Origin of the sequence: Mesorhizobium atlanticum, assembly GCF_003289965.1 — a bacterium.
GTDB lineage: Bacteria > Pseudomonadota > Alphaproteobacteria > Rhizobiales > Rhizobiaceae > Mesorhizobium > Mesorhizobium atlanticum.
The window spans coordinates 537,527-556,404 of record NZ_QMBQ01000003.1; the positions used below are offsets into that span (position 1 = coordinate 537,527).

General features: G+C 62.0%; 15 protein-coding genes and 2 tRNA genes. 11 read left to right on the plus strand and 6 right to left on the minus strand.

The genetic code is table 11. The features are described 5' to 3' along the window. Positions 1-5 precede the first annotated feature (5 nt). Positions 6-1,796, minus strand: coding sequence for an ABC transporter ATP-binding protein (locus DPM35_RS12280; protein ID WP_181591997.1), 1,791 nt, complete (start codon positions 1,794-1,796; stop codon positions 6-8). Positions 1,797-2,111: 315 nt separating this feature from the next. Here DPM35_RS12280 and DPM35_RS12285 point away from each other — a divergent pair, with 315 nt between their 5' ends. Further along, the gene (locus DPM35_RS12285; protein ID WP_146767941.1) at positions 2,112-2,849 is read left to right on the plus strand and encodes a sulfotransferase domain-containing protein; all 738 of its coding nucleotides are present in this window, start codon (positions 2,112-2,114) and stop codon (positions 2,847-2,849) included. 200 nt (positions 2,850-3,049) lie between these two features. Here DPM35_RS12285 and DPM35_RS12290 read toward each other — a convergent pair whose 3' ends face one another. Continuing rightward, the gene (locus DPM35_RS12290; protein ID WP_112127528.1) at positions 3,050-3,505 is read right to left on the minus strand and encodes a hypothetical protein; all 456 of its coding nucleotides are present in this window, start codon (positions 3,503-3,505) and stop codon (positions 3,050-3,052) included. A 462-nt stretch (positions 3,506-3,967) separates the two neighbouring features. Beyond that, positions 3,968-4,042 (minus strand) — tRNA-Asn (locus DPM35_RS12295). A 211-nt stretch (positions 4,043-4,253) separates the two neighbouring features. Between DPM35_RS12295 and DPM35_RS12300 the strand changes: the two genes are divergently transcribed. From DPM35_RS12300 to DPM35_RS12340, 9 genes are all read left to right on the plus strand, one after another. Beyond that, positions 4,254-4,514 carry a PGPGW domain-containing protein gene (locus tag DPM35_RS12300; protein WP_095815344.1) on the plus strand — a complete coding sequence of 87 codons (261 nt, stop codon included), beginning with the start codon at positions 4,254-4,256 and terminating at the stop codon, positions 4,512-4,514. Between the two features lie 176 nt (positions 4,515-4,690). Continuing rightward, positions 4,691-4,764, plus strand: a tRNA-Cys gene (locus tag DPM35_RS12305). 91 nt (positions 4,765-4,855) lie between these two features. Beyond that, on the plus strand, positions 4,856-5,527 hold the full coding sequence (locus DPM35_RS12310; RefSeq protein WP_112127529.1) for a protein-L-isoaspartate O-methyltransferase family protein: 672 nt from the start codon (positions 4,856-4,858) through the stop codon (positions 5,525-5,527). Between the two features lie 185 nt (positions 5,528-5,712). After that, positions 5,713-7,095 carry a TolC family outer membrane protein gene (locus DPM35_RS12315; RefSeq protein WP_112127530.1) on the plus strand — a complete coding sequence of 461 codons (1,383 nt, stop codon included), beginning with the start codon at positions 5,713-5,715 and terminating at the stop codon, positions 7,093-7,095. 230 nt (positions 7,096-7,325) lie between these two features. Next, entirely contained in the window at positions 7,326-8,150 is an 825-nt protein-coding gene (locus DPM35_RS12320) for a PopZ family protein (protein WP_112127531.1), read from the plus strand. 212 nt (positions 8,151-8,362) lie between these two features. Further along, positions 8,363-11,146: a valine--tRNA ligase gene (locus DPM35_RS12325; RefSeq protein WP_112127532.1), complete on the plus strand. Its 2,784-nt coding sequence runs from the start codon at positions 8,363-8,365 to the stop codon at positions 11,144-11,146. Positions 11,147-11,507: 361 nt separating this feature from the next. Further along, positions 11,508-12,749 carry an OmpP1/FadL family transporter gene (locus DPM35_RS12330; RefSeq protein ID WP_112127533.1) on the plus strand — a complete coding sequence of 414 codons (1,242 nt, stop codon included), beginning with the start codon at positions 11,508-11,510 and terminating at the stop codon, positions 12,747-12,749. A 290-nt stretch (positions 12,750-13,039) separates the two neighbouring features. Further along, complete coding sequence (gene ilvD, locus DPM35_RS12335; protein WP_112127534.1) at positions 13,040-14,764, plus strand: dihydroxy-acid dehydratase; 1,725 nt, start codon at positions 13,040-13,042, stop codon at positions 14,762-14,764. Continuing rightward, on the plus strand, positions 14,751-15,578 hold the full coding sequence (locus DPM35_RS12340; protein WP_112127535.1) for a tetratricopeptide repeat protein: 828 nt from the start codon (positions 14,751-14,753) through the stop codon (positions 15,576-15,578). The genes ilvD and DPM35_RS12340 overlap by 14 nt, the downstream gene beginning before the upstream one ends. A gap of 305 nt (positions 15,579-15,883) precedes the next feature. Here the strand turns inward: DPM35_RS12340 and DPM35_RS12345 are convergent, their stop codons facing one another. From DPM35_RS12345 to erpA, 3 genes are all read right to left on the minus strand, one after another. Continuing rightward, positions 15,884-16,177: a hypothetical protein gene (locus tag DPM35_RS12345; protein WP_112127536.1), complete on the minus strand. Its 294-nt coding sequence runs from the start codon at positions 16,175-16,177 to the stop codon at positions 15,884-15,886. Positions 16,178-16,241: 64 nt separating this feature from the next. After that, complete coding sequence (xth, locus tag DPM35_RS12350; RefSeq protein ID WP_112127537.1) at positions 16,242-17,036, minus strand: exodeoxyribonuclease III; 795 nt, start codon at positions 17,034-17,036, stop codon at positions 16,242-16,244. Between the two features lie 162 nt (positions 17,037-17,198). After that, on the minus strand, positions 17,199-17,546 hold the full coding sequence (gene erpA / locus DPM35_RS12355) for an iron-sulfur cluster insertion protein ErpA (RefSeq protein ID WP_041004139.1): 348 nt from the start codon (positions 17,544-17,546) through the stop codon (positions 17,199-17,201). Between the two features lie 70 nt (positions 17,547-17,616). Here erpA and DPM35_RS12360 point away from each other — a divergent pair, with 70 nt between their 5' ends. Then, on the plus strand, positions 17,617-18,846 hold the full coding sequence (locus DPM35_RS12360; RefSeq protein ID WP_112127538.1) for a deoxyguanosinetriphosphate triphosphohydrolase: 1,230 nt from the start codon (positions 17,617-17,619) through the stop codon (positions 18,844-18,846). The last annotated feature ends 32 nt before the right edge of the window (positions 18,847-18,878 follow it).

Consider the following 18,878-nt stretch of genomic DNA (forward strand, 5'->3'; position numbering starts at 1 on the left):
CGGGGTCATGCGCGGAGCTTCCTGCCGCTTTGGACCACCTCCGGCGTTGAGAGGTGGAAAATCGAGCGGTAGATTTCGCAGCGCTTGGCGAGTTCCTCATGAGTTCCTGAATCGACGAGCAGGCCTGCGTCGAAGACCAGGATGCGGTCGGCCGCCTTGATCGTCGAAAGCCGATGCGCGATGCAGATCACCGTGCGCTGGGAGGCCGCGTCGAACGCCGCGTCCATCACGGCTCGCTCGTTCTCGCCGTCGAGCGCGGACGTCGCTTCATCATAGATGATGATCGGCGCGTTCTTCAGCAGGGCGCGCGCGATCGCGACGCGTTGTTTCTGGCCGCCCGACAGATTGGTGCCGCCCGGCCCGACAAGGGTGTCGAGCCCGTTCTCGAGGCCGGATGCAAAGCTGCTGACCTGGGCTAGGTCCGCCGCGGATTCGATTTGGGCGTCGCTGGCGCCCGGGCGCCCGTCGCGAATGTTGTCGCGTATCGTGCCTTCGAACAGGAACACGTCCTGCGACACCAGCGCGATGTTGTTCCGGATATCGGCGAGGCTGATCGCGGCGCTATCCTTGCCGTCGATGAAGATATTGCCCTTGCCGGGCTCGACCAGGCGAAGAAGGAGATTGACGATCGTCGTCTTGCCTGCGCCGGAGCGTCCCACCACCGCAAGCTTCTCGCGCGGCCGCACATCGAAGGAAACATGATGCAGGGCCGGGCTGCTGCCGTCATAGGAGAAGGAGACGCCCTCGAAGCGAATCGCGCCCTGAATGCCGCTCAGCCTTTCGCCGCCGGCTCCTTGCGATTGCTGCACCGGCGTGTCGATCAGGTGGTACATCTGCTCCACCGCGACCAGTTGCTTCTGAATATCCACATTGACGCGCGCCAGCCGTTTGGCCGGCTCATATGCGAACAGGAAAGCGGTAATGAAGGCCATGAACTCGCCGGGCGTCTTACCGTTGCCGAGGCTTTGCCAACTCGCATAGATGATGAAGAGACCGATGATCAGACCGCCGCCAGTCTCCATCAGCGGGCTCATCATTGCCGATGTCCGGTTGATCTGAATGCCGCGCCTTTCCATCTTGCCGACGGCCTTGGCGAAGCTGGCGACCGCCTTGTCCTCGAGCTGGAACGACTTGATGGTGCGGATGCCTTCGATGGCTTCGGTGCCGATCGACTGAACCATCGCAGCCAGCTCCGTTTCTCCCTTCGCCAGCGCCTTGATCTTCCGCGTTATGGCGCCCACCGAGACAAACAGAACCGGCAGAACGGCCACGGATATCAGCGACATCATCGGGTCCTGATTGATCATGACAGTTGTCAGGCTGATCAGCGTCAGCACGTCGGAAACGGTATTGCTCGTCAGTGTGAGAATGACGGAAGCGCCGGCGCGCGCGTTGAACATGATCTTGGAGACGAACTTCGCCGGATGCTGGTTGGCGAAACGGCTGATGTCGAAACGCACCACCCGGGAAAACTGACGGTTCTGCAGATCGGAGACGATGGCACGACGGATCTTTCCCGTCGTGATCGTCTGGCTGTAGGCGGCGATGCCCTTGATCAGCGAAATGCCGATGATCACGGCGCTGATGCCCCAGACGGCGGCGGCATTGCGTTCCACATAGATGGTGTTGATCATGACTTTCATGATCCAGGCCGATGCGCCGGTCGCGCCGGCGGCCGCGATCGAGCACAGCAACCCGGTCAGATACAGCATCTTGTGCGGCGGCAGATTCTCGACGATCAGTCGCCTCACCAGCGGATACGCCAGCGCGGCTGAAATTCGCTTCTTCGCACTCATGGCGCTACCCTTGCCGCCTCGAAGCTCTTTGGCGATCCGCTCTGGCTTCGTGGGATGGAATGGCACGAAGTCTGAATCCATTCAGTCTGTGGCGTCTTCCCCCGCCCAGTCAATGGGCGGTAAGGCATTCCATTGCTGGCAGAATCTCCTACCGCCCACCTTGATGGCCACCATGCTTAGTCGGATCAGCCCTTGCATGGAGCAAGAAAAAATGATGCCAATTGAAACGGAGTTTCGCCGTTTTGCCTCCGGTGTTGTTAGTCCGTTTGTAGTTGCAATCCGGGCTCCAGCGCTGAAGCACGGACGCTGTCGACGTTGGACAATACAGAGGTCGTGAGGGCTGTGGTGGGTATTTGGCCGATTTCTCTATTTAAAAAGAAGAATATTGAAACGGAAGTTGGGCTATGTATCTCCTATCCAAAGTCGGGGCGGACTTGGTTGCGGGTCATGCTAGATGAACTAGGGGTCCCATTGAGATTTAGTCATGGCGGATCCGCCTTTCATAGCCGAAATTTTAGACCGCCAAGATATTTCCTTGGTAAAAAAAGGGCACTCTTTCTTCACAGAGACCCAATTGACACAACAATATCCGGGTATTTTCAGGTTACCAAGCGGGAGGCTTGGCGAAATCTGTTCAATGGTAGCGTATCGGAATTCATACGCGACGACAAACTGGGGATCGTGCGAACGCTTCGGTTCAATTCAATGTGGTTGGATGCGGCGTCGAACAATGAAGCTGTTCTTGTCACAACTTATGAGTCTCTGCATTCTGATCCTATGTCTGAACTTCGCAAGATCGCTAACTGGTTTGGTGTTTCAGTCAGCAACGAGCAACTCGAAAAGGCTGTAGTTGCAGGACGATTTGATACAATGAAGGCTCAAGAGGCAACTGGCGGCTATGAAGAAAGCTACCATCACAGGCTGCGCCCAGCGAATCCCGATGACCCCGACAGCTTCAAGGTGCGCAAGGGTGTTGTGGGCGGATATCGCGAATACCTTACAGAGGACGACATAGCGTTCTGCAAAGAGCGCATTTTACAAAATAGAGCGTGATGCTTTGGCTGAGCGGCAACGCGGTGCCAACGGCAAAACCCAGCGGGCCAGCACATTGTGCATGGCTCCCCCCATGCCGACCAAGCGGTCGCGACGTGCTTGGGTGATGTGGTTGCGGCGGAGATATTCCATCGGATGGGCCGAACAGCCAGCGATGGCGATCGCGGTTTGTTGGTTGGATCGGCGAGCACGTCCTGAAATCAGCGGTCACCCTGCTTGGCTGTCCTATATGTTCCGGCGACCACGACGGCATAGTGCAACAGTAGCGGGATTATGATGATCAGGCTGAATTTCAAGATGGTTCCATGCACGAGGCAGCCTGTCTTGCAGAAGTTCTGGATTTCCCTGTTCAATTCCCTCGAGAAACCAAAAATGATCAAACGTGCGCAAATGATGTTGAAGAGCATCGTGGCGACAAGAATCAACACTGTTTTTCGAACGGTGGTCCGAAACCCAGTGAAAATAGATCCTATCGTCCAGTCGTAGTTTAACAATTGGATAGCATGGAGGGCTCCGATGAAGATCGTCGATATTCCTTCCAGAATTGCTATCAAAACGGCTGCGCTAATCATGATGTCGGCGTCAAACGCCCAATCGATCACAATCTTGAAATATAAAAACGTCCCAATTACCCAAGCAATAAGCAGTCCCGCCATCAGCGATCCCCGACCTTGGCCATAAATATGTGGCGATCTCCAGGCGCGGCAAGGCGGACCAAGGTCGGCGGTCGGGCGAGCAAATGGTCGCCAAAATTCCGGCCTTCAAATGATAGGTCCAGAATTTCGGACCAGCGGAAGGGGACCTATGATCCGCTTCACCTTCATCCGAGCATGCGCGAATTTGGCTGAAAGGCGCCGATCCCACGGTCGACGACGGTGATGGCGCGTTCGGGAGGTCGCGGCCTTATCGGTTCACACACTTCACACACAGAGCGTGCAGGGGGGGGCGCGGCAAAGGTCCGAGTGGAGGCCGGGGGGGGCGGCGACCAAGCCGCAAAGCAAATTGCCGGCACAATGGCTGTGATGGCGGCCGTCTGAGTTTACCGCATTTTTGCGGCGGCCGCGGTCGAAAGCGAGCCAGGCGTAAGCAGTCTTGGCGTAAGCAGTCTTGGAAATGTTTGGCTCCCCGGGCCGGATTCGAACCAGCGACCAACCGGTTAACAGCCGGTTGCTCTACCACTGAGCTACCGGGGAACGGAGGCTCTGACGTGAGTGGCGCAGCCTATAGCAAACACCTTTCGGCTTTGCAAAGAAGCAATTCGCAATTTTTCTCCAGTTTTTGATGCGGCTATTTGTGCCATCGTTCGGCGTGCCCACATATGAAGGGCTTCACATCGGCAGGGAACAAAGCGGCCGGCCATCGCCTTTTTGGTTTGGCTCCCCCGTGGATAGGATTTGGTTTTGAATGACGGCAGCTGACGACGACAACGCCCCGGCGCGGAAGATCTCCATCTTCGGCCGCGAATTCACGATGCCGCGCTCGCGCGGTTTGCGAATCGTGATTGGCATGCTGCTCACCCTTGGCGGGATTCTTGGCTTTCTGCCGATTCTCGGTTTCTGGATGATTCCGCTCGGTCTCCTGGTGCTTTCCTATGAATTCGCGATGATCCGGCGTCATCGGCGGCGTTTCGTCGTCTGGTGGGAACGTCGGCGTAGGCCCGACTGACGAGCCCCCGGCGGCGGGCCGCCGGTTCGGCGATCGCGATGCTCCAGCCGTCACAACCGATTGGTAATCACCATCTTCGCCCCTCCATGCGAAAGCGTCGGGAATGACGCGCCGGCGCTTGACGACCCTTGAGCGTCAACATAATGAGTTCGCTCGGAACGCCGGGAGCATTGCGAGGCCTCGTGGCGGAGTGGTTACGCAGAGGACTGCAAATCCTTGCACCCCGGTTCGATTCCGGGCGAGGCCTCCAGATGCTTGCGGGCTCCAGCGCAACCGCGCCGGAGCGGGGTTCCGGTTAAAGTTGAGCCGCGCGTTTGGCGCGGGGAGCGGATTGTTGGGACATGAGCGCTGATTTCTCCGAACGCCGCGTGAAGATGGTCGATGGCCAGATCCGTACCACCGATGTCACCAGCGCGCCGCTCATCGAAGCGATGCTGACCGTCCCGCGCGAGGCCTTCGTCGGCGCCGGACAACAGGATCTGGCCTATATCGACGAAGACATCCGCATTTCCGATGGCGCAAATGGCGCCGCGCGCTACCTGATGGAGCCGTCGCCGCTCGCCAAGCTTCTGCAGCTGGCCGAGATCGACGCGAGCGATTCGGTGCTCGATGTCGGTTGCGGCACCGGCTATTCCGCCGCGTTGCTGTCCAGGCTGGCGCGCTCGGTCGTGGCACTGGAGAGCGATCCGGCGCTGGCGGAGGCTGCCAAATCCACGCTTTCCAGCCTCGGCTGCCAGAATGTCACGGTGGTCACCGGGCCTTTGCCGCAGGGGCATGCCGCTAAAGCGCCCTACAATGTCATCTTCATCGGCGGCAGCGTCGAGGAAGTGCCGCCGTCGCTGCTCGACCAGCTTGCGGAAGATGGACGCCTGGTTGCGGTCGAAGGACAGGGCAACTCTGGCGTGGCCCGGCTGTTTTTTAAAGCGGGGGGGGTTGTAACCGGCAGACGGGCCTTTAATGCGGCAATTAAGCCACTACCGGGCTTCGAACGTGCCCACGCGTTTGAATTCTGAGCGTTTTTGCCTTGCAGCGAAGACGCTGTCATGATCGCTTGCGCCTGACAATCGTTGCTGATTTGGTTATCCGGACGTTTGGAAGGCCGGTCAGCGGGGGAACGATAAACAACGCGGCGCCGGCCGATCCGCAAGGGTAGGTCGACGCGGCGTGGTTCCCATGCAAAACGAATGAGGGAAATAACGTGCCGCCTCTACGCAAGAGTGTTTTAGCAGCTATCCTTGTTTCGGCCACGGCGCTTTCGCCGTTGGCCGCCTCCGCCGAGACCATTACGGGCGCGCTCGCCAAAGCCTACCAGTACAATTCGCAGCTCAACGCCGCTCGTGCCGGCGTGCGCGTCACCGACGAGGGCGTTGCCATCGCCAAGTCGGGCTGGCGCCCGACCGTCACTGGCTCGGCCAACATCGACTACACCAACACGCACGGATTTGGCACCAGCAGGAGGCTGACGACGGGCAGCTTCGGCGTGCAGATCAACCAGACGCTGTTCGACGGCTTTCAGACAAAGAACAATGTCGCCGCCGCCGAATCGCAGGTGAAGGCTTCCGTGGAAAGCCTGCGCAACACCGAAGAGAACATCCTGTTCAACGCGGCAAGCGCCTATATGGACGTGATTCGCGACCGTCAGGTCGCGGCGCTGACCGAGCAGAACCTGCAGTTCCTGACCGAGCAGGCGCGCGCCGCCCGCTCGCGCTTCGAGGTCGGCGAGGGCACCCGCACCGACGTCGCCCAGGCCGATGCGTCGCGCGCGACGGCCGTGGCGCAGTTGAGCGCCGCCCGCGCCACGGCGCTGGCGAGCGCCGCCACCTATCACCAGGTCGTCGGCGACGAGCCGGGCAAGCTGAAGGCGGCTTCGCCGCTGGGCAAGCTGCTGCCCGGGAATCTCGATTCCGCTCTGGCCGTCGCCTCGGCCGAGCATCCGGCCATCCTCGCCACGCAGCATCTCGTCGATGCGGCGGCATTCTCGGTGAAATCGTCGGAAGGCGCGCTGCTGCCTCAGCTTTCGGCCTCCGCCGGAATCTCAGACAACTACAGCCACACCGTTCCCGGTTCCGTCGCCAATCCGAATGGTAGCTCAACATCAGCCAATATCGGCGCCACGCTGACCATTCCGATCTATTCGGGCGGGCGGACTGAAGCGCTGGTTCGGCAGCACAAGGAATCGCTCAGCGAAGCGCGCATCCAGGTCGATGTCAGCCGCGACCAGGTTCGCCAGGCCGTGGTCTCGGCCTGGACGCAATATGTCGCAGCGCGCGAAAGCGTGGATGCCAACCGGCAGGTGATCGACGCCGCGCAATTGGCTCTCAACGGCGTCATCGAGGAGCGCAATGTCGGCCAGCGCACGACGCTGGACGTGTTGAATGCGCAGAACGCGGTCATCACCGCCAAGATCAACCAGGCGAGTTCCGAACGCGACGTGGTGGTGGCAAGTTACGCCATCCTGTCGGCGATGGGCCGGCTGTCGGTCGATCGCCTTGGCCTGCCGGTCACCAAATACAGGCCGGAAGAGCACTACAACGCCGTCAAGGACAAGTGGACTGGGCTGCGCACGCCTGACGGGCGCTGATTTACGACCTAAGCTTTGACAAGCGCCGCGCTTCCACTGGATGCGCGGCGTTTGCCTTTTCCGGATGGCTGACCGGGTTGCGCTTCGCCTAATCTGTTGAAATCCAACGAGTCCCCAGATTGGGGATTCTCCGATGACGATCGGTCGGTTACGCTGTCGCCATTGATTCGAATTCCGGCCCGGGCAGGAACGGAATTGCGTAATGGGTCACAAGGGCGGCGGATGTGACGATGGCGACGGCAAGCAGCGCGCAGCGCGAACCTTCCATGGAAGAGATACTGGCTTCCATCCGAAGGATCATTGAAGACAGCGACACTGGTCGCAAGCAGCCGGCCGAGGCCGGTGAGCTGCGCCAGGACCTGGAACCGGCCGTCGTCAACATGCCTCCCGCTGCGGTGCCCGCTGTCGAGGTCGACGCCTTTCGTTCCGAGTTGCATGCCGAAGCCGGCCCCCGCAGGCCGGCGACGCTGGCGGAAGTCCAGGCCCAACTTGCCGCGACCGATCCCGTGCTTGCGCACGCCGAGGCTCGCCCGGAGCCGGTGAAGGCAGCGCCGGCGAACCCGGCGGAGGCCGGTGCCACGCGCGCGGTTGAGCCGAGCGCGCCGGCAGCCGCCAACAGGCCCGCCGCTGCAAACGCGCCGCAGACCGCCGAGACCATTGTCGCCGATTGGCGGCGGGAAATCGCGGCGGCCGGCGGCAGCACGGTTACCGCGAAGCCGGCTGTCCGGGCTCCGGAAGCCGCGCCGCGGGTCGAGATCGATAAGGAAGAGCCCGCGGTCGAAACCGTCGTGCATGCCGGCGCTCCCCAGGCGTCCGCGCCTGAGGCTCAGCCGTCCCGTCCCGCGATCCTTTCCGAGCACACGGGCAGGCAGGTTGCCGCTGCCTTCGGCGAGCTTTCCGACGCCTTTGCCAGCCGCGGCAAGAAGAGCTTCGATGAAATGGCCGAAGAGATGCTGCGGCCGATGCTGCAGGATTGGCTCGACAACAACCTGCCGACGCTGGTCGAAAGGCTGGTTCGCGAAGAAATCGAGCGCGTGGCGCGCGGCGCGCAGTAGGCTGCCGCGACACGTAAGCTGAAAAGCACCGCCTTCAGGCGGTGCTTTTGTTCAAGGCTGCTCAGGTGAGTGGCGTTGCCCCCGACTGGCCGGGATTGCCGCTGGTCGCAGGCAGGCCTATCTGTGGCGGTGATCGCAGCTCTCGCGGTTGACTCGGCCAAGACCTTCCGATTTACACCGGACGCTTGTTACCGACAGTTCGGACCTCCTCCATGCTTGAAAAGACCTACGACGCCAAGACCGTCGAGCCGAAGATCGCCAAAATCTGGGAAGAGGCCGACGCCTTCCGGGCCGGCGCCGGCGCAGAGGAGGGTGCGGAAGCCTTCACCATCGTCATCCCGCCGCCGAACGTCACCGGCTCGCTGCATATGGGGCATGCGCTCAACAACACGCTGCAGGACATTTTGGTGCGCTTCGAGCGCATGCGCGGCAAGAACGTGCTCTGGCAACCCGGCATGGATCATGCCGGCATCGCCACACAGATGGTGGTCGAGCGCCAGCTCATGGAAAAGCAGATCCACCGCCGCGATCTGACGCGCGAGCAATTCATCGAGAAGGTCTGGGAGTGGAAGGCCGAGTCCGGCGGCGCGATCTTCAACCAGCTGAAGCGCCTCGGCGCCTCGGCCGACTGGTCGCGCGAACGCTTCACCATGGATGAAGGCCTATCCAAGGCCGTGCTGGAAGTCTTCGTCACGCTCTACAAGGAAGGTCTCATCTACAAGGACAAGCGCCTTGTGAACTGGGACCCGAAGCTGCTCACCGCCATTTCCGATCTCGAGGTCGAGCAGCATGAGGTCAACGGCAATCTCTGGCACTTCCGCTATCCAATCGAAGGAGAAGGGTTCGACCCGGAGAACCCGAAGACCTTCATCACGGTCGCCACGACGCGTCCCGAGACGATGCTCGGCGACACGGCCGTGGCCGTGCATCCGGGGGACGAGCGCTTCACCGACCTCGTCGGCCGCAACGTCGTGCTGCCCATCGTCGGCCGCAAGATACCGATCATCGCGGACGAATATTCCGATCCGGAGAAGGGCTCCGGCGCCGTCAAGATCACGCCGGCGCATGATTTCAACGACTTCGAGGTCGGCAAGCGCCACAAGTTGCCGGCGATCAACATCCTGACGGTCGAAGCCGCCATCAAGCTCAAGGACAATGAGGATTTCCTCGCCGGTCTCGAGGTCACGCCGGAGCGCCAGGCCGTCTGGGACGAGCTGGACGGGCTCGACCGCTTTGCTGCCCGCAAGAAGATCGTCGAGCTGATGGAGGCCGGCGGGTTCCTCGACAAGATCGAGCCGCACCGGCATACCGTGCCGCATGGCGATCGTGGCGGCGTGCCGATCGAGCCGTTCCTGACCGACCAATGGTATGTCAACGCCGCCGAGCTCGCCAAGCCGGCGATCGCCTCGGTGCGCGAGGGCCGTACCAATTTCGTGCCCAAGAACTGGGAAAAGACCTATTTCGACTGGATGGAGAACATCCAGCCCTGGTGCATTTCGCGCCAGCTCTGGTGGGGCCACCAGATCCCGGCCTGGTATGGGCCGGACGGGCATGTCTTCGTCGAGAAGACAGAGGAAGAGGCTTTGGCCTCGGCGGTCGAATATTACCTGGCGCTGGAAGGGCCGTGGAAGGCCTGGGTCGAGGATAAGCTGGAGAATTTCCAGCCGGGCGAGATCCTGACCCGCGACGAGGACGTGCTGGACACCTGGTTCTCGTCGGCGCTGTGGCCGTTCTCGACGCTCGGCTGGCCCGACCGGACGCCCGAGCTCAAGACCTACTACCAGACCGACGTGCTGGTGACCGGCTTCGACATCATCTTCTTCTGGGTCGCCCGCATGATGATGATGGGCCTGCACTTCATGGACGAGGAGCCGTTCCACACCGTCTATGTGCATGCGCTGGTGCGCGACAAGAACGGCGCCAAGATGTCGAAGTCGAAAGGCAACGTCATCGATCCGCTCGACCTGATCGACGAATACGGCGCCGATGCGCTGCGCTTCACGCTAACCGTGATGGCGGCTCAAGGGCGGGACGTGAAGCTCGATCCGGCGCGCATCGCCGGCTACCGCAATTTCGGCACCAAGCTGTGGAACGCGACGCGCTTCGCCGAGATGAACGAGGTCGCGCGCAACGACGATTTCTGGCTGAACGACGCCAAGCTGCCGGTCAACCGCTGGATCCTCACGGAACTGACACGGGCGGCGCGCGGGGTCACCGAGGGCATCACCAGCTATCGTTTCAACGAGGCGGCGACTGCTGCCTACCGCTTCGTCTGGAACCTGTTCTGCGACTGGTACCTGGAGCTGTTGAAGCCGGTGTTCATGGGCGCGGACGAGGCCGCCAAGGCCGAGAGCCGGGCCTGCGTCGCCTTCGTGCTCGACGAAATCTACAAGCTCCTGCATCCGATGATGCCGTTCATGACCGAGGAGTTGTGGGCACAGACCGCTGGCGAGGGCAAGGAGCGCTCCTCGCTGCTTTGCCATGCCGCCTGGCCGTCGCCCGACTTCGAGGACGAGGAGGCCGCCGCCGACATCAACTGGCTGGTCGATCTGGTCTCGGGCATCCGCTCGGTGCGCTCGGAAATGAATGTGCCGCCGGCGGCGATCGCGCCGCTGATGGTGATCGGCGCCAACACGCTGACGCAGGAGCGGCTGGAGCGCCACGCCCAGGCGATCAAGCGGCTGGCGCGCGTCGGCGATATCGCGTTGGTCGACGCGCCGCCAAAGGGCTCGGCCCAGATCGTGCTCAACGAGGCGACGATAAGCCTGCCGCTCGGCAGCCTGATCGATCTCCAGGCCGAAGCCGCGCGACTGCAGAAGGAATTGGCGAAGGTCACCGAAGAGATTGCTCGCCTGCACAAGAAGCTCTCCAACGAAAAGTTCGTCGCCAACGCGCCGGAAGAGGTGGTCGAGGCCGAGCGCGAGAAGCTCGCCGAATACCGCGAGGCGCAGGAGAAGCTATCGGTGGCTTTGACTAGGGTTCGTGACGCCGGCTGAGGGCAAGAATCGCCCTCGGCGCGGAGGTGCTTTCCGGTACGTTAGCTGCCTCGAAAATAGGCGTGCCGCTACGTTAATTTTGACGTAAACGGAAAGTTTGCGCCGCATTGTTGCCGTAATGTAACAATGCGGCCTTTCAAGCCCAAAAGCGGCTGTTTTTGCCCCTTTTTGGACGCTTTCTCCGCATTTTTTCGGCCGTTTGATCGCGGTTGGCGCGATTTAGGCTGCAATCGCGGCGCCGATCACCATGGCAAAATTGGGGGCTGTCAAGGTGTACATGTACAGCTCTTGAAAACGTTGTTGCGTCGTTAACCCGAATTGGTTCTAGCTTGAGCCACTTGTATTTCGGGGAGGGATTTCCATGAATATTCTGCGGCTCAAAGCTCTGGCGGGGGCAGGCTGCTTTTCGATCGCATTGATCGGCGCCGCGATGCATCCCGCGCATGCCGGCGGCCTGGAGCGCGGCGGCTATGACATCGACCTGCTGTTCGATCCGGCGCCGGTCGCGACGGAAGCGGAAGCGACCTATGTGATGCCGGATCGCAAATACAAGAATGCGAAGGGTCCGGGAGGAGCCGACATTAGCCCTCTCGGCTTCAGCACCTCGGCCGATGGTGCGGAGCCTTATTGGGTGCCACGCATCGGCGTTAAAGCCCAGATTGTCCAAGGCGTCGACTGCATGTTCGACTATTCGCAGCCCTGGGGTGCACATACTGCGCCGGGTAGCACGTGGAGCGGAGCGTTTTCCAATATCGAAACGGACATCAAGAGCAATAACTACGCGGGTACGTGCTCCTATAAGTTTGACGTTGGTAAAGGTCAGCTCCGTTTCATTGGTGGCGTATTCTACCAGGACATCGGAGGCTTCAAGGAGAACTTGATATCCCTGGCCGGAGCAGTTGGCCGCGTCGACCTAGATGCCAGTGGCTGGGGCTGGCGCGCCGGTGTTGCCTACGAAATCCCTGAGATCGCGCTTCGCGCCAGCTTGGTCTACAATTCGCAAGTCAAGCTCGACAATATCTCCGGTACACTCACGGCACCGGTATTGCCCACCGGCTCTGCGCCGATCTACGGCAGCACGCAGTATATGCCGGACTCGGTGGAGTTGAAGCTTCAGTCGGGCATTGCGCCGGGCTGGCTCGCGTTCGGTTCGATCAAGTGGGTCAATTGGAGCGTGCTGCAGAGCGTTCCTATCTGTATTGTCGGGACTCCAACTGCCGCATGTTTTACAGGTAATGATGCTTCCGGTTCTCTTCAGGCCACCTCTCTTGACCTGATGTATCGTGACGGCTGGACCGTTTCGGGTGGTATCGGCCACAAGTTCAACGACCAGTGGAGCGCCGCCGGCCAGCTTTCATGGGATCGCGGCACCTCGCATGGCTACGGCTCGCAGACCGATACCTGGACGCTCGGTGGCGGCGTTGCCTACACGCCGCGGCCGAATATCGAAGTTCGGTTGGCTGGTGCCATCGGTGTGCTAACCAGTGGGCATTCCGGAGTAGTAAATGGTGAAAACGGCTATCAGGCCGGTACTGACGCCAGCTACGACTTCGGCAACGATCTGATCACGGCGATTTCAGGCGGGATCAAGATCAAGTTCTAAGTTTCTGAAAATTCATCGAAAAGGCCGGGCAATGCCCGGCCTTTTGCGTTTGTGCGACCGCGATCCAATCCTATCATCCGGCCCTATGTTGCAAATCCGTGTCACAACCGGCGCCTTGTACGATTGTGACGTTTTGGCAACAGTTTATGAACAACCCCCGCGCTACAAGTCGGGCAGAGGGAACTGCCCATTTCCCGCCATAAACCCGGAGCAACCCGGATAGGTCTCGGGATGCGTGCCAGGTTGGCCCGGCGATGGGACCGGCCGCGGGGTGTGCGGCAAGGACGAGTATGGACGCCAGGGTAATCTCCAAGGCCAAGCTGCCCAGCCGCTACGTGACCGAAGGTCCGGCGCGGGCGCCGCATCGCTCGTATCTCTATGCCATGGGTCTGTCGGCGGCCGAGATCGCGCAGCCACTTGTCGGCGTCGCCAGTTGCTGGAACGAGGCGGCGCCCTGCAACATCTCGCTGATGCGCCAGGCGCAGGTGGTCAAGAAGGGCGTGGCAGCCGCCAACGGCACACCGCGCGAGTTCTGCACCATCACCGTCACCGACGGCATCGCCATGGGCCACCAGGGCATGAAGTCGTCGCTGGTGTCGCGCGAGGTCATCGCCGATTCGGTCGAGCTCACCATGCGCGGCCATTGCTATGATGCCCTTGTCGGGCTTGCCGGCTGCGACAAGTCGCTGCCCGGCATGATGATGGCGATGGTGCGTCTCAATGTGCCGTCGATCTTCATTTATGGCGGCTCGATCCTGCCCGGCAGCTATCGCGGCCGGCAGATCACCGTGCAGGATGTGTTCGAGGCAGTCGGTCAGCATTCCGTCGGCACGATCAGCGATGCGGAACTGCTCGAGATCGAGCAGGCCGCCTGTCCTTCGGCCGGCTCCTGCGGCGCCCAGTTCACCGCCAACACCATGGCCACTGTCGCTGAGGCGATCGGCTTGGCGCTGCCCTATTCCTGCGGCGCGCCGGCGCCCTACGAGATGCGCGATCGTTTCAATTTCGCCTCGGGCGAAAAGGTCATGGAGCTGATCGCCAAGAACATCCGGCCGCGTGACATCGTCACGCGCAAGGCGCTGGAGAACGCCGCGACCGTGGTGTCCGCCACCGGCGGCTCAACCAATGCGGCGCTGCATCTGCCGGCGATCGCGCATGAGGCCGGCATCAAGTTCGACCTGTTCGACGTGGCGGCGATCTTCGAGAAGACGCCCTATATCGCCGACCTCAAGCCCGGCGGCAAATATGTCGCCAAGGACATGTTCGAGGCCGGTGGCATTCCGCTCCTGATGAAGACCTTGCTCGACCATGGCTATCTGCATGGCGACTGCATGACCGTCACTGGCCGCACTTTGGCCGAAAATATGGAGCACGTTGCCTGGAATGAGAGCCAGGATGTTGTGCGTCCCGCCGATCGGCCAATCACCAAGACAGGCGGCGTTGTGGGCTTGAAGGGCAACCTTGCCCCCGAAGGCGCGATCGTGAAGGTCGCCGGCATGTCGGAACTGAAATTCTCGGGGCCGGCGCGTTGCTTCGATTCGGAAGAGGAGTGCTTCGAAGCGGTCACCCACCGCAACTATCGGGAGGGCGAGGTTCTCGTCATCCGTTACGAGGGGCCGCGCGGCGGGCCGGGCATGCGCGAGATGCTGTCGACGACGGCGGCGCTCTACGGCCAGGGCATGGGCGGCAAGGTGGCGCTGATCACCGACGGACGCTTCTCGGGCGCCACGCGCGGCTTCTGCATCGGCCATGTCGGACCGGAGGCGGCGGTCGGCGGACCTATCGGGCTGATCAAGGATGGCGACGTGATCTCGATCGATGCCGTGAAAGGCACGATCGAAGTGGCCCTGTCGGACGCCGAGCTGGCGGCCAGGGCAAAGAATTGGAAGGCGCGCAAGACCGACTATCAGTCCGGCGCGATCTGGAAATATGCGCAGACGGTAGGGTCGGCACGCGACGGCGCGGTCACCCATCCGGGCGCGGCCAAAGAAACGCACTGCTATGCGGACATCTGAGGTGTTGAGGTCGTCTGTCTTTTCGGCACTGGTCGCTTTGGCGACCTTGGGCGCCGTCGGGCAGGCCATGGCCTTCGACGACAAGGTGTTCGACGACAAGACCGGCGTGAAGCCGCAGTCGAGCCCCTGGGCGGTCTTCCAGTTCGGCTTCTCCGCTTACAAGAGCGGCCACAAGGACCAGGCGGTCGAGGCCTATAAATATGCCGCCGAGAACGGTCAGATCGGCGCCACCTGGAAGCTTGCGCGCATGTATGCCGAGGGCGACGGCGTGACGCGCGACGACTATGCGGCCTTCAAGTTCTTCTCGGAAATCGTCGACCAGGATGTCGAGCCCGGCTCGCCGGAAGAAAGCTATGTGTCGGACGCGCTGGTGGCGCTGGGCGACTATCTGCGCAAGGGCATTCCGGGCACGCCGGTCGAGGAGAACGACGTGGCGGCGCAGGAATATTACATGCGCGCCGCCGCCAACTACCGCAATCCGAACGCCCAGTTCGAGATCGGCCAGATGTTCCTCAAAGGCGAGGGCGGCGTGAAGGCCAGCGTCAAGCAGGCCGGCCGCTGGCTGCAATTGGCGGCCGAGAAGGGCCACGCCGGCGCGCAGGCGACGCTCGGCAATCTTCTGTTCCAGAGCGGCAAGGTCGTGCGCGGCCTGGCGATGATGACGGCAGCACTCCAGCGGGCTCCGGCTGCCGACCAGCCCTGGATCCGCAGCATGCAGGAAGAGGCGTTCGCCGCCGCCGGCGAGGCCGATCGCAGGACCGCCATCTCGCTCGCCGACGACATCCTGACCAAGGGCAATAACGGCGATCAGTAAGCGCAGATTTGGCGATAGCGTGCGTGGAAGCTTGGCGCATGCATTGTCCAAGTAGCGCTGGTCGACCCCCCACTCCGTCTCGGCTTCGCCGAGCCACCTCTCCCCCGATCGACGGGGTCGAGGAAAGGCGCCAAGCCTTTTGCCGTCAATGCCAGTCCAGCAAGGCTCCCTTCCTTTCCCTCCGGAGGGGGGAAAGGTGGGGCTGCGAAGCAGCGACAGATTGGGGGAACCACGTGGCAGTCGAGCCTCGGCCCGATCAGTTACCTGTGCGTAGCGTACCTTGCATGGAGGTGATCAGCGGAGCCTCAGTTCTCGGTCGGCTCCGTCGGTGTCGGGCCGGGCGTCGGGGTCGAGATCGATGTCGGGTGCGGTTTGGGCGCTTCTCCCGGACATTCGTCCTTGATCCTGGTCCAGGATGTGTTGTTGAGAACCATGTCGCAACGGGCGAGGTGGCTTTCGCCGGCAATAGTCAGGCACGCCGTCTGGCCGACATTGAAGGACTTGCCGTTGGCCAAACAGGCCGGTGCCGCCAGCGATGGGGTCGGCGCGGCAAGCGCCAAAGCAAGGCCGAGCGGCCTGAAAAGAAATCGGATCGCCATTCCACCCCCACAGCAATCCGCATCAAAGACGGGATTTGTGGCGATATCTGGGTCTCGCGGCGTCTCAGGCCGGCTGCAGGCTAAGCTCGATCGCGACCGGCACGTGATCGGAAGGCTTTTCCCAGGCGCGGACGTGCTTTTCCACCGAGGCCGACGAAAAGCGGTTGGCGGCTTCCGGTGACAGCAGCAGGTGGTCGATGCGGATGCCGTTGTTCTTTTGCCAGGCGCCAGCCTGATAATCCCAGAAGGTGTAGACGCCGGCCGAGTCCGTCACCGCGCGCACCGCCTCGGTGAAGCCGAGATTCTTCAGCCGGCGGAAGGCCTGCCTCGTCTGCGGCTGGAACAGCGCGTCGCCCAGCCAGTTTTCCGGGAAGCGGGCGTCGGCCGGCTCTGGAATGACGTTATAGTCGCCGGCCAGCACCAGCGCCTCTTCCAGACGCAGCCGCTCTTCCGCCCAGCGCTCCAGCCGCGCCATCCAGGCGAGCTTGTAGGAAAATTTCCGCTCATCGTCGATCGGATTGCCGTTCGGCAGATAGAGCGAAACGACACGCAGAGCGCCCTGGTCGGTGGAAAAGACGCCTTCGATGAAGCGGGCGTGGTCGTCCTCGTCATCACCTGGCAGGCCGCGATTGACCTCGTCGAAGGGAAGCTTCGACAGGATGGCGACGCCGTTGAAGCTCTTCTGGCCGTTGGTCTCGACATTGTAACCCAGCGCCTCGATCTCGGCGCGCGGGAACTGCTCGTCGACCGTCTTGATCTCCTGCAGGCAGACGATGTCCGGCGCGCTTTCGGTCAGCCAGTGGGTGAGGTTGCCGATGCGGGCGCGAACGCCGTTGATGTTCCAGGTGACGATCTTCATGCAGGCCTCGATGCTGTTCGGACGAAAGGCGTTCGACGGAGCGGATCGTATTGCCTGTACGGACCTTTCGAAAGGCCGTCCATTCGCATTCCTGCCAATAAGCGCGCGACAGCCATATGCCGACGGTTCGCGTCGGTCATGGGCCTGCGGGTGTTCGGCCGATCAGATGGAGAAGCTGGTGCCGCAGCCGCAGGAGGCGACCGCGTTCGGGTTCCTGATCTGGAAGGACTGGCCCATCAAATCGTCGACGAAGTCGATCACCGAACCGCCCATATAGACCAGCGACAGGTCGTCGATCAGAATGGTCGCGCCGTCCTTCTCGATGGCGACATCGTCATCATTGCGGTCGCCGACGAGGTCGAATTTGTAGGAAAAGCCGGAGCAGCCGCCGCCCTCGACGGAGACGCGAAGAGCCGTCTTGCCCGGCTCGCCGGCGACGATCCTGGCGATCCGCTTCGCCGCGGCGTCGGTCATTTCGACCTTCATGGCAGTCTTGGCATCCGCGCCCATCGGCGTCACCTTGCTTTCGGTTTCACATGATAGGTATGAAGCGGGCGTGGCCAAGTCAACTGGTGGGTCAATGGAAGAGCAGCGGGGCAAGGACGCTCTCGGCGACATCGGGTTCGGCTATCGGCCGCGCGCCGTCTATGCGAGCGACCCGGCGCGTTCGCGCGGGCGCCTGTTCCCGGAGGCCGAAAGCCCGACGCGCACGCCGTTCCAGCGCGACCGCGACCGCATCATCCATTCCACCGCCTTCCGCCGGCTGAAGCACAAGACCCAGGTCTTCGTCGCGCATGAGGGCGACCATTACCGCACCCGGCTGACGCATTCGATCGAGGTGGCGCAGATCGCGCGTGCCCTGGCGCGGGCGCTGCGCGGAGACGAGGATCTCGCGGAGGCCGTGGCCCTTGTGCATGATTTCGGCCACACGCCGTTCGGGCATACAGGCGAGGACGCGCTCAACGAGAAGATGGCCGCCTGGGGCGGTTTCGACCACAATGCCCAGTCGCTGCGCGTGGTGACGCGGCTTGAGCGGCGCTATGCCGAATTCGACGGGCTGAACCTCACCTGGGAGACGCTGGAAGGGCTGGTCAAGCACAACGGCCCGTTGACCGACGCGAGCGGGAAGGGGCTCAAAGGTCCGGTGCCGCAAGCGATCCGCGATTATTCGGAACTACACGACCTCGAGCTCGACCGTTTCGCCGGTATCGAGGCGCAGTGCGCCGCGATCGCCGACGACATCGCCTACAACACCCATGACATCGACGACGGCCTGCGCGCCGGCTTGCTGACGCTGGACATGCTGGGAGGCGTCGGCCTGCCGGGTTCGATCCTGAAGGGCGTGCGTGCCAAATATCCTCAGCTCGACGATGTCCGCACCGGCCACGAGCTGATGCGCCGGCAGATCACCTTGATGGTCGAGGATGTCATCGCGTCGACCACCGCCAATATCGAGCGCATCAAACCCGACAGCGCCGATGCGGTGCGGGCAGCCGGCGAGACCCTGGTGACGTTTTCGGCGGGCATGGCGGCGGCCGAAAAGGAATTGAAGGCTTTCCTCTACAAGCACCTTTATCGGCACCCAGAGGTGATGCGGGTGCGGACCGATGCCGAACAGATCGTGCGCGAGCTGTTCGACGTCTATTTCGCCGACCCGCGCGCCATGCCGGATGGCTGGCGCGAGGGGCTCGACCGGGCCGAGGATCGCATCAAGGCGCGCAGCGTCGCCGACTTCCTGGCCGGGATGACCGACACCTATGCGCTGAAGGAACATCGGCGTCTGTTTGACCATACGCCCGATTTGAGCTAGGGCGAGCCTCGATTTTCCCGGCCGGTTCGGCC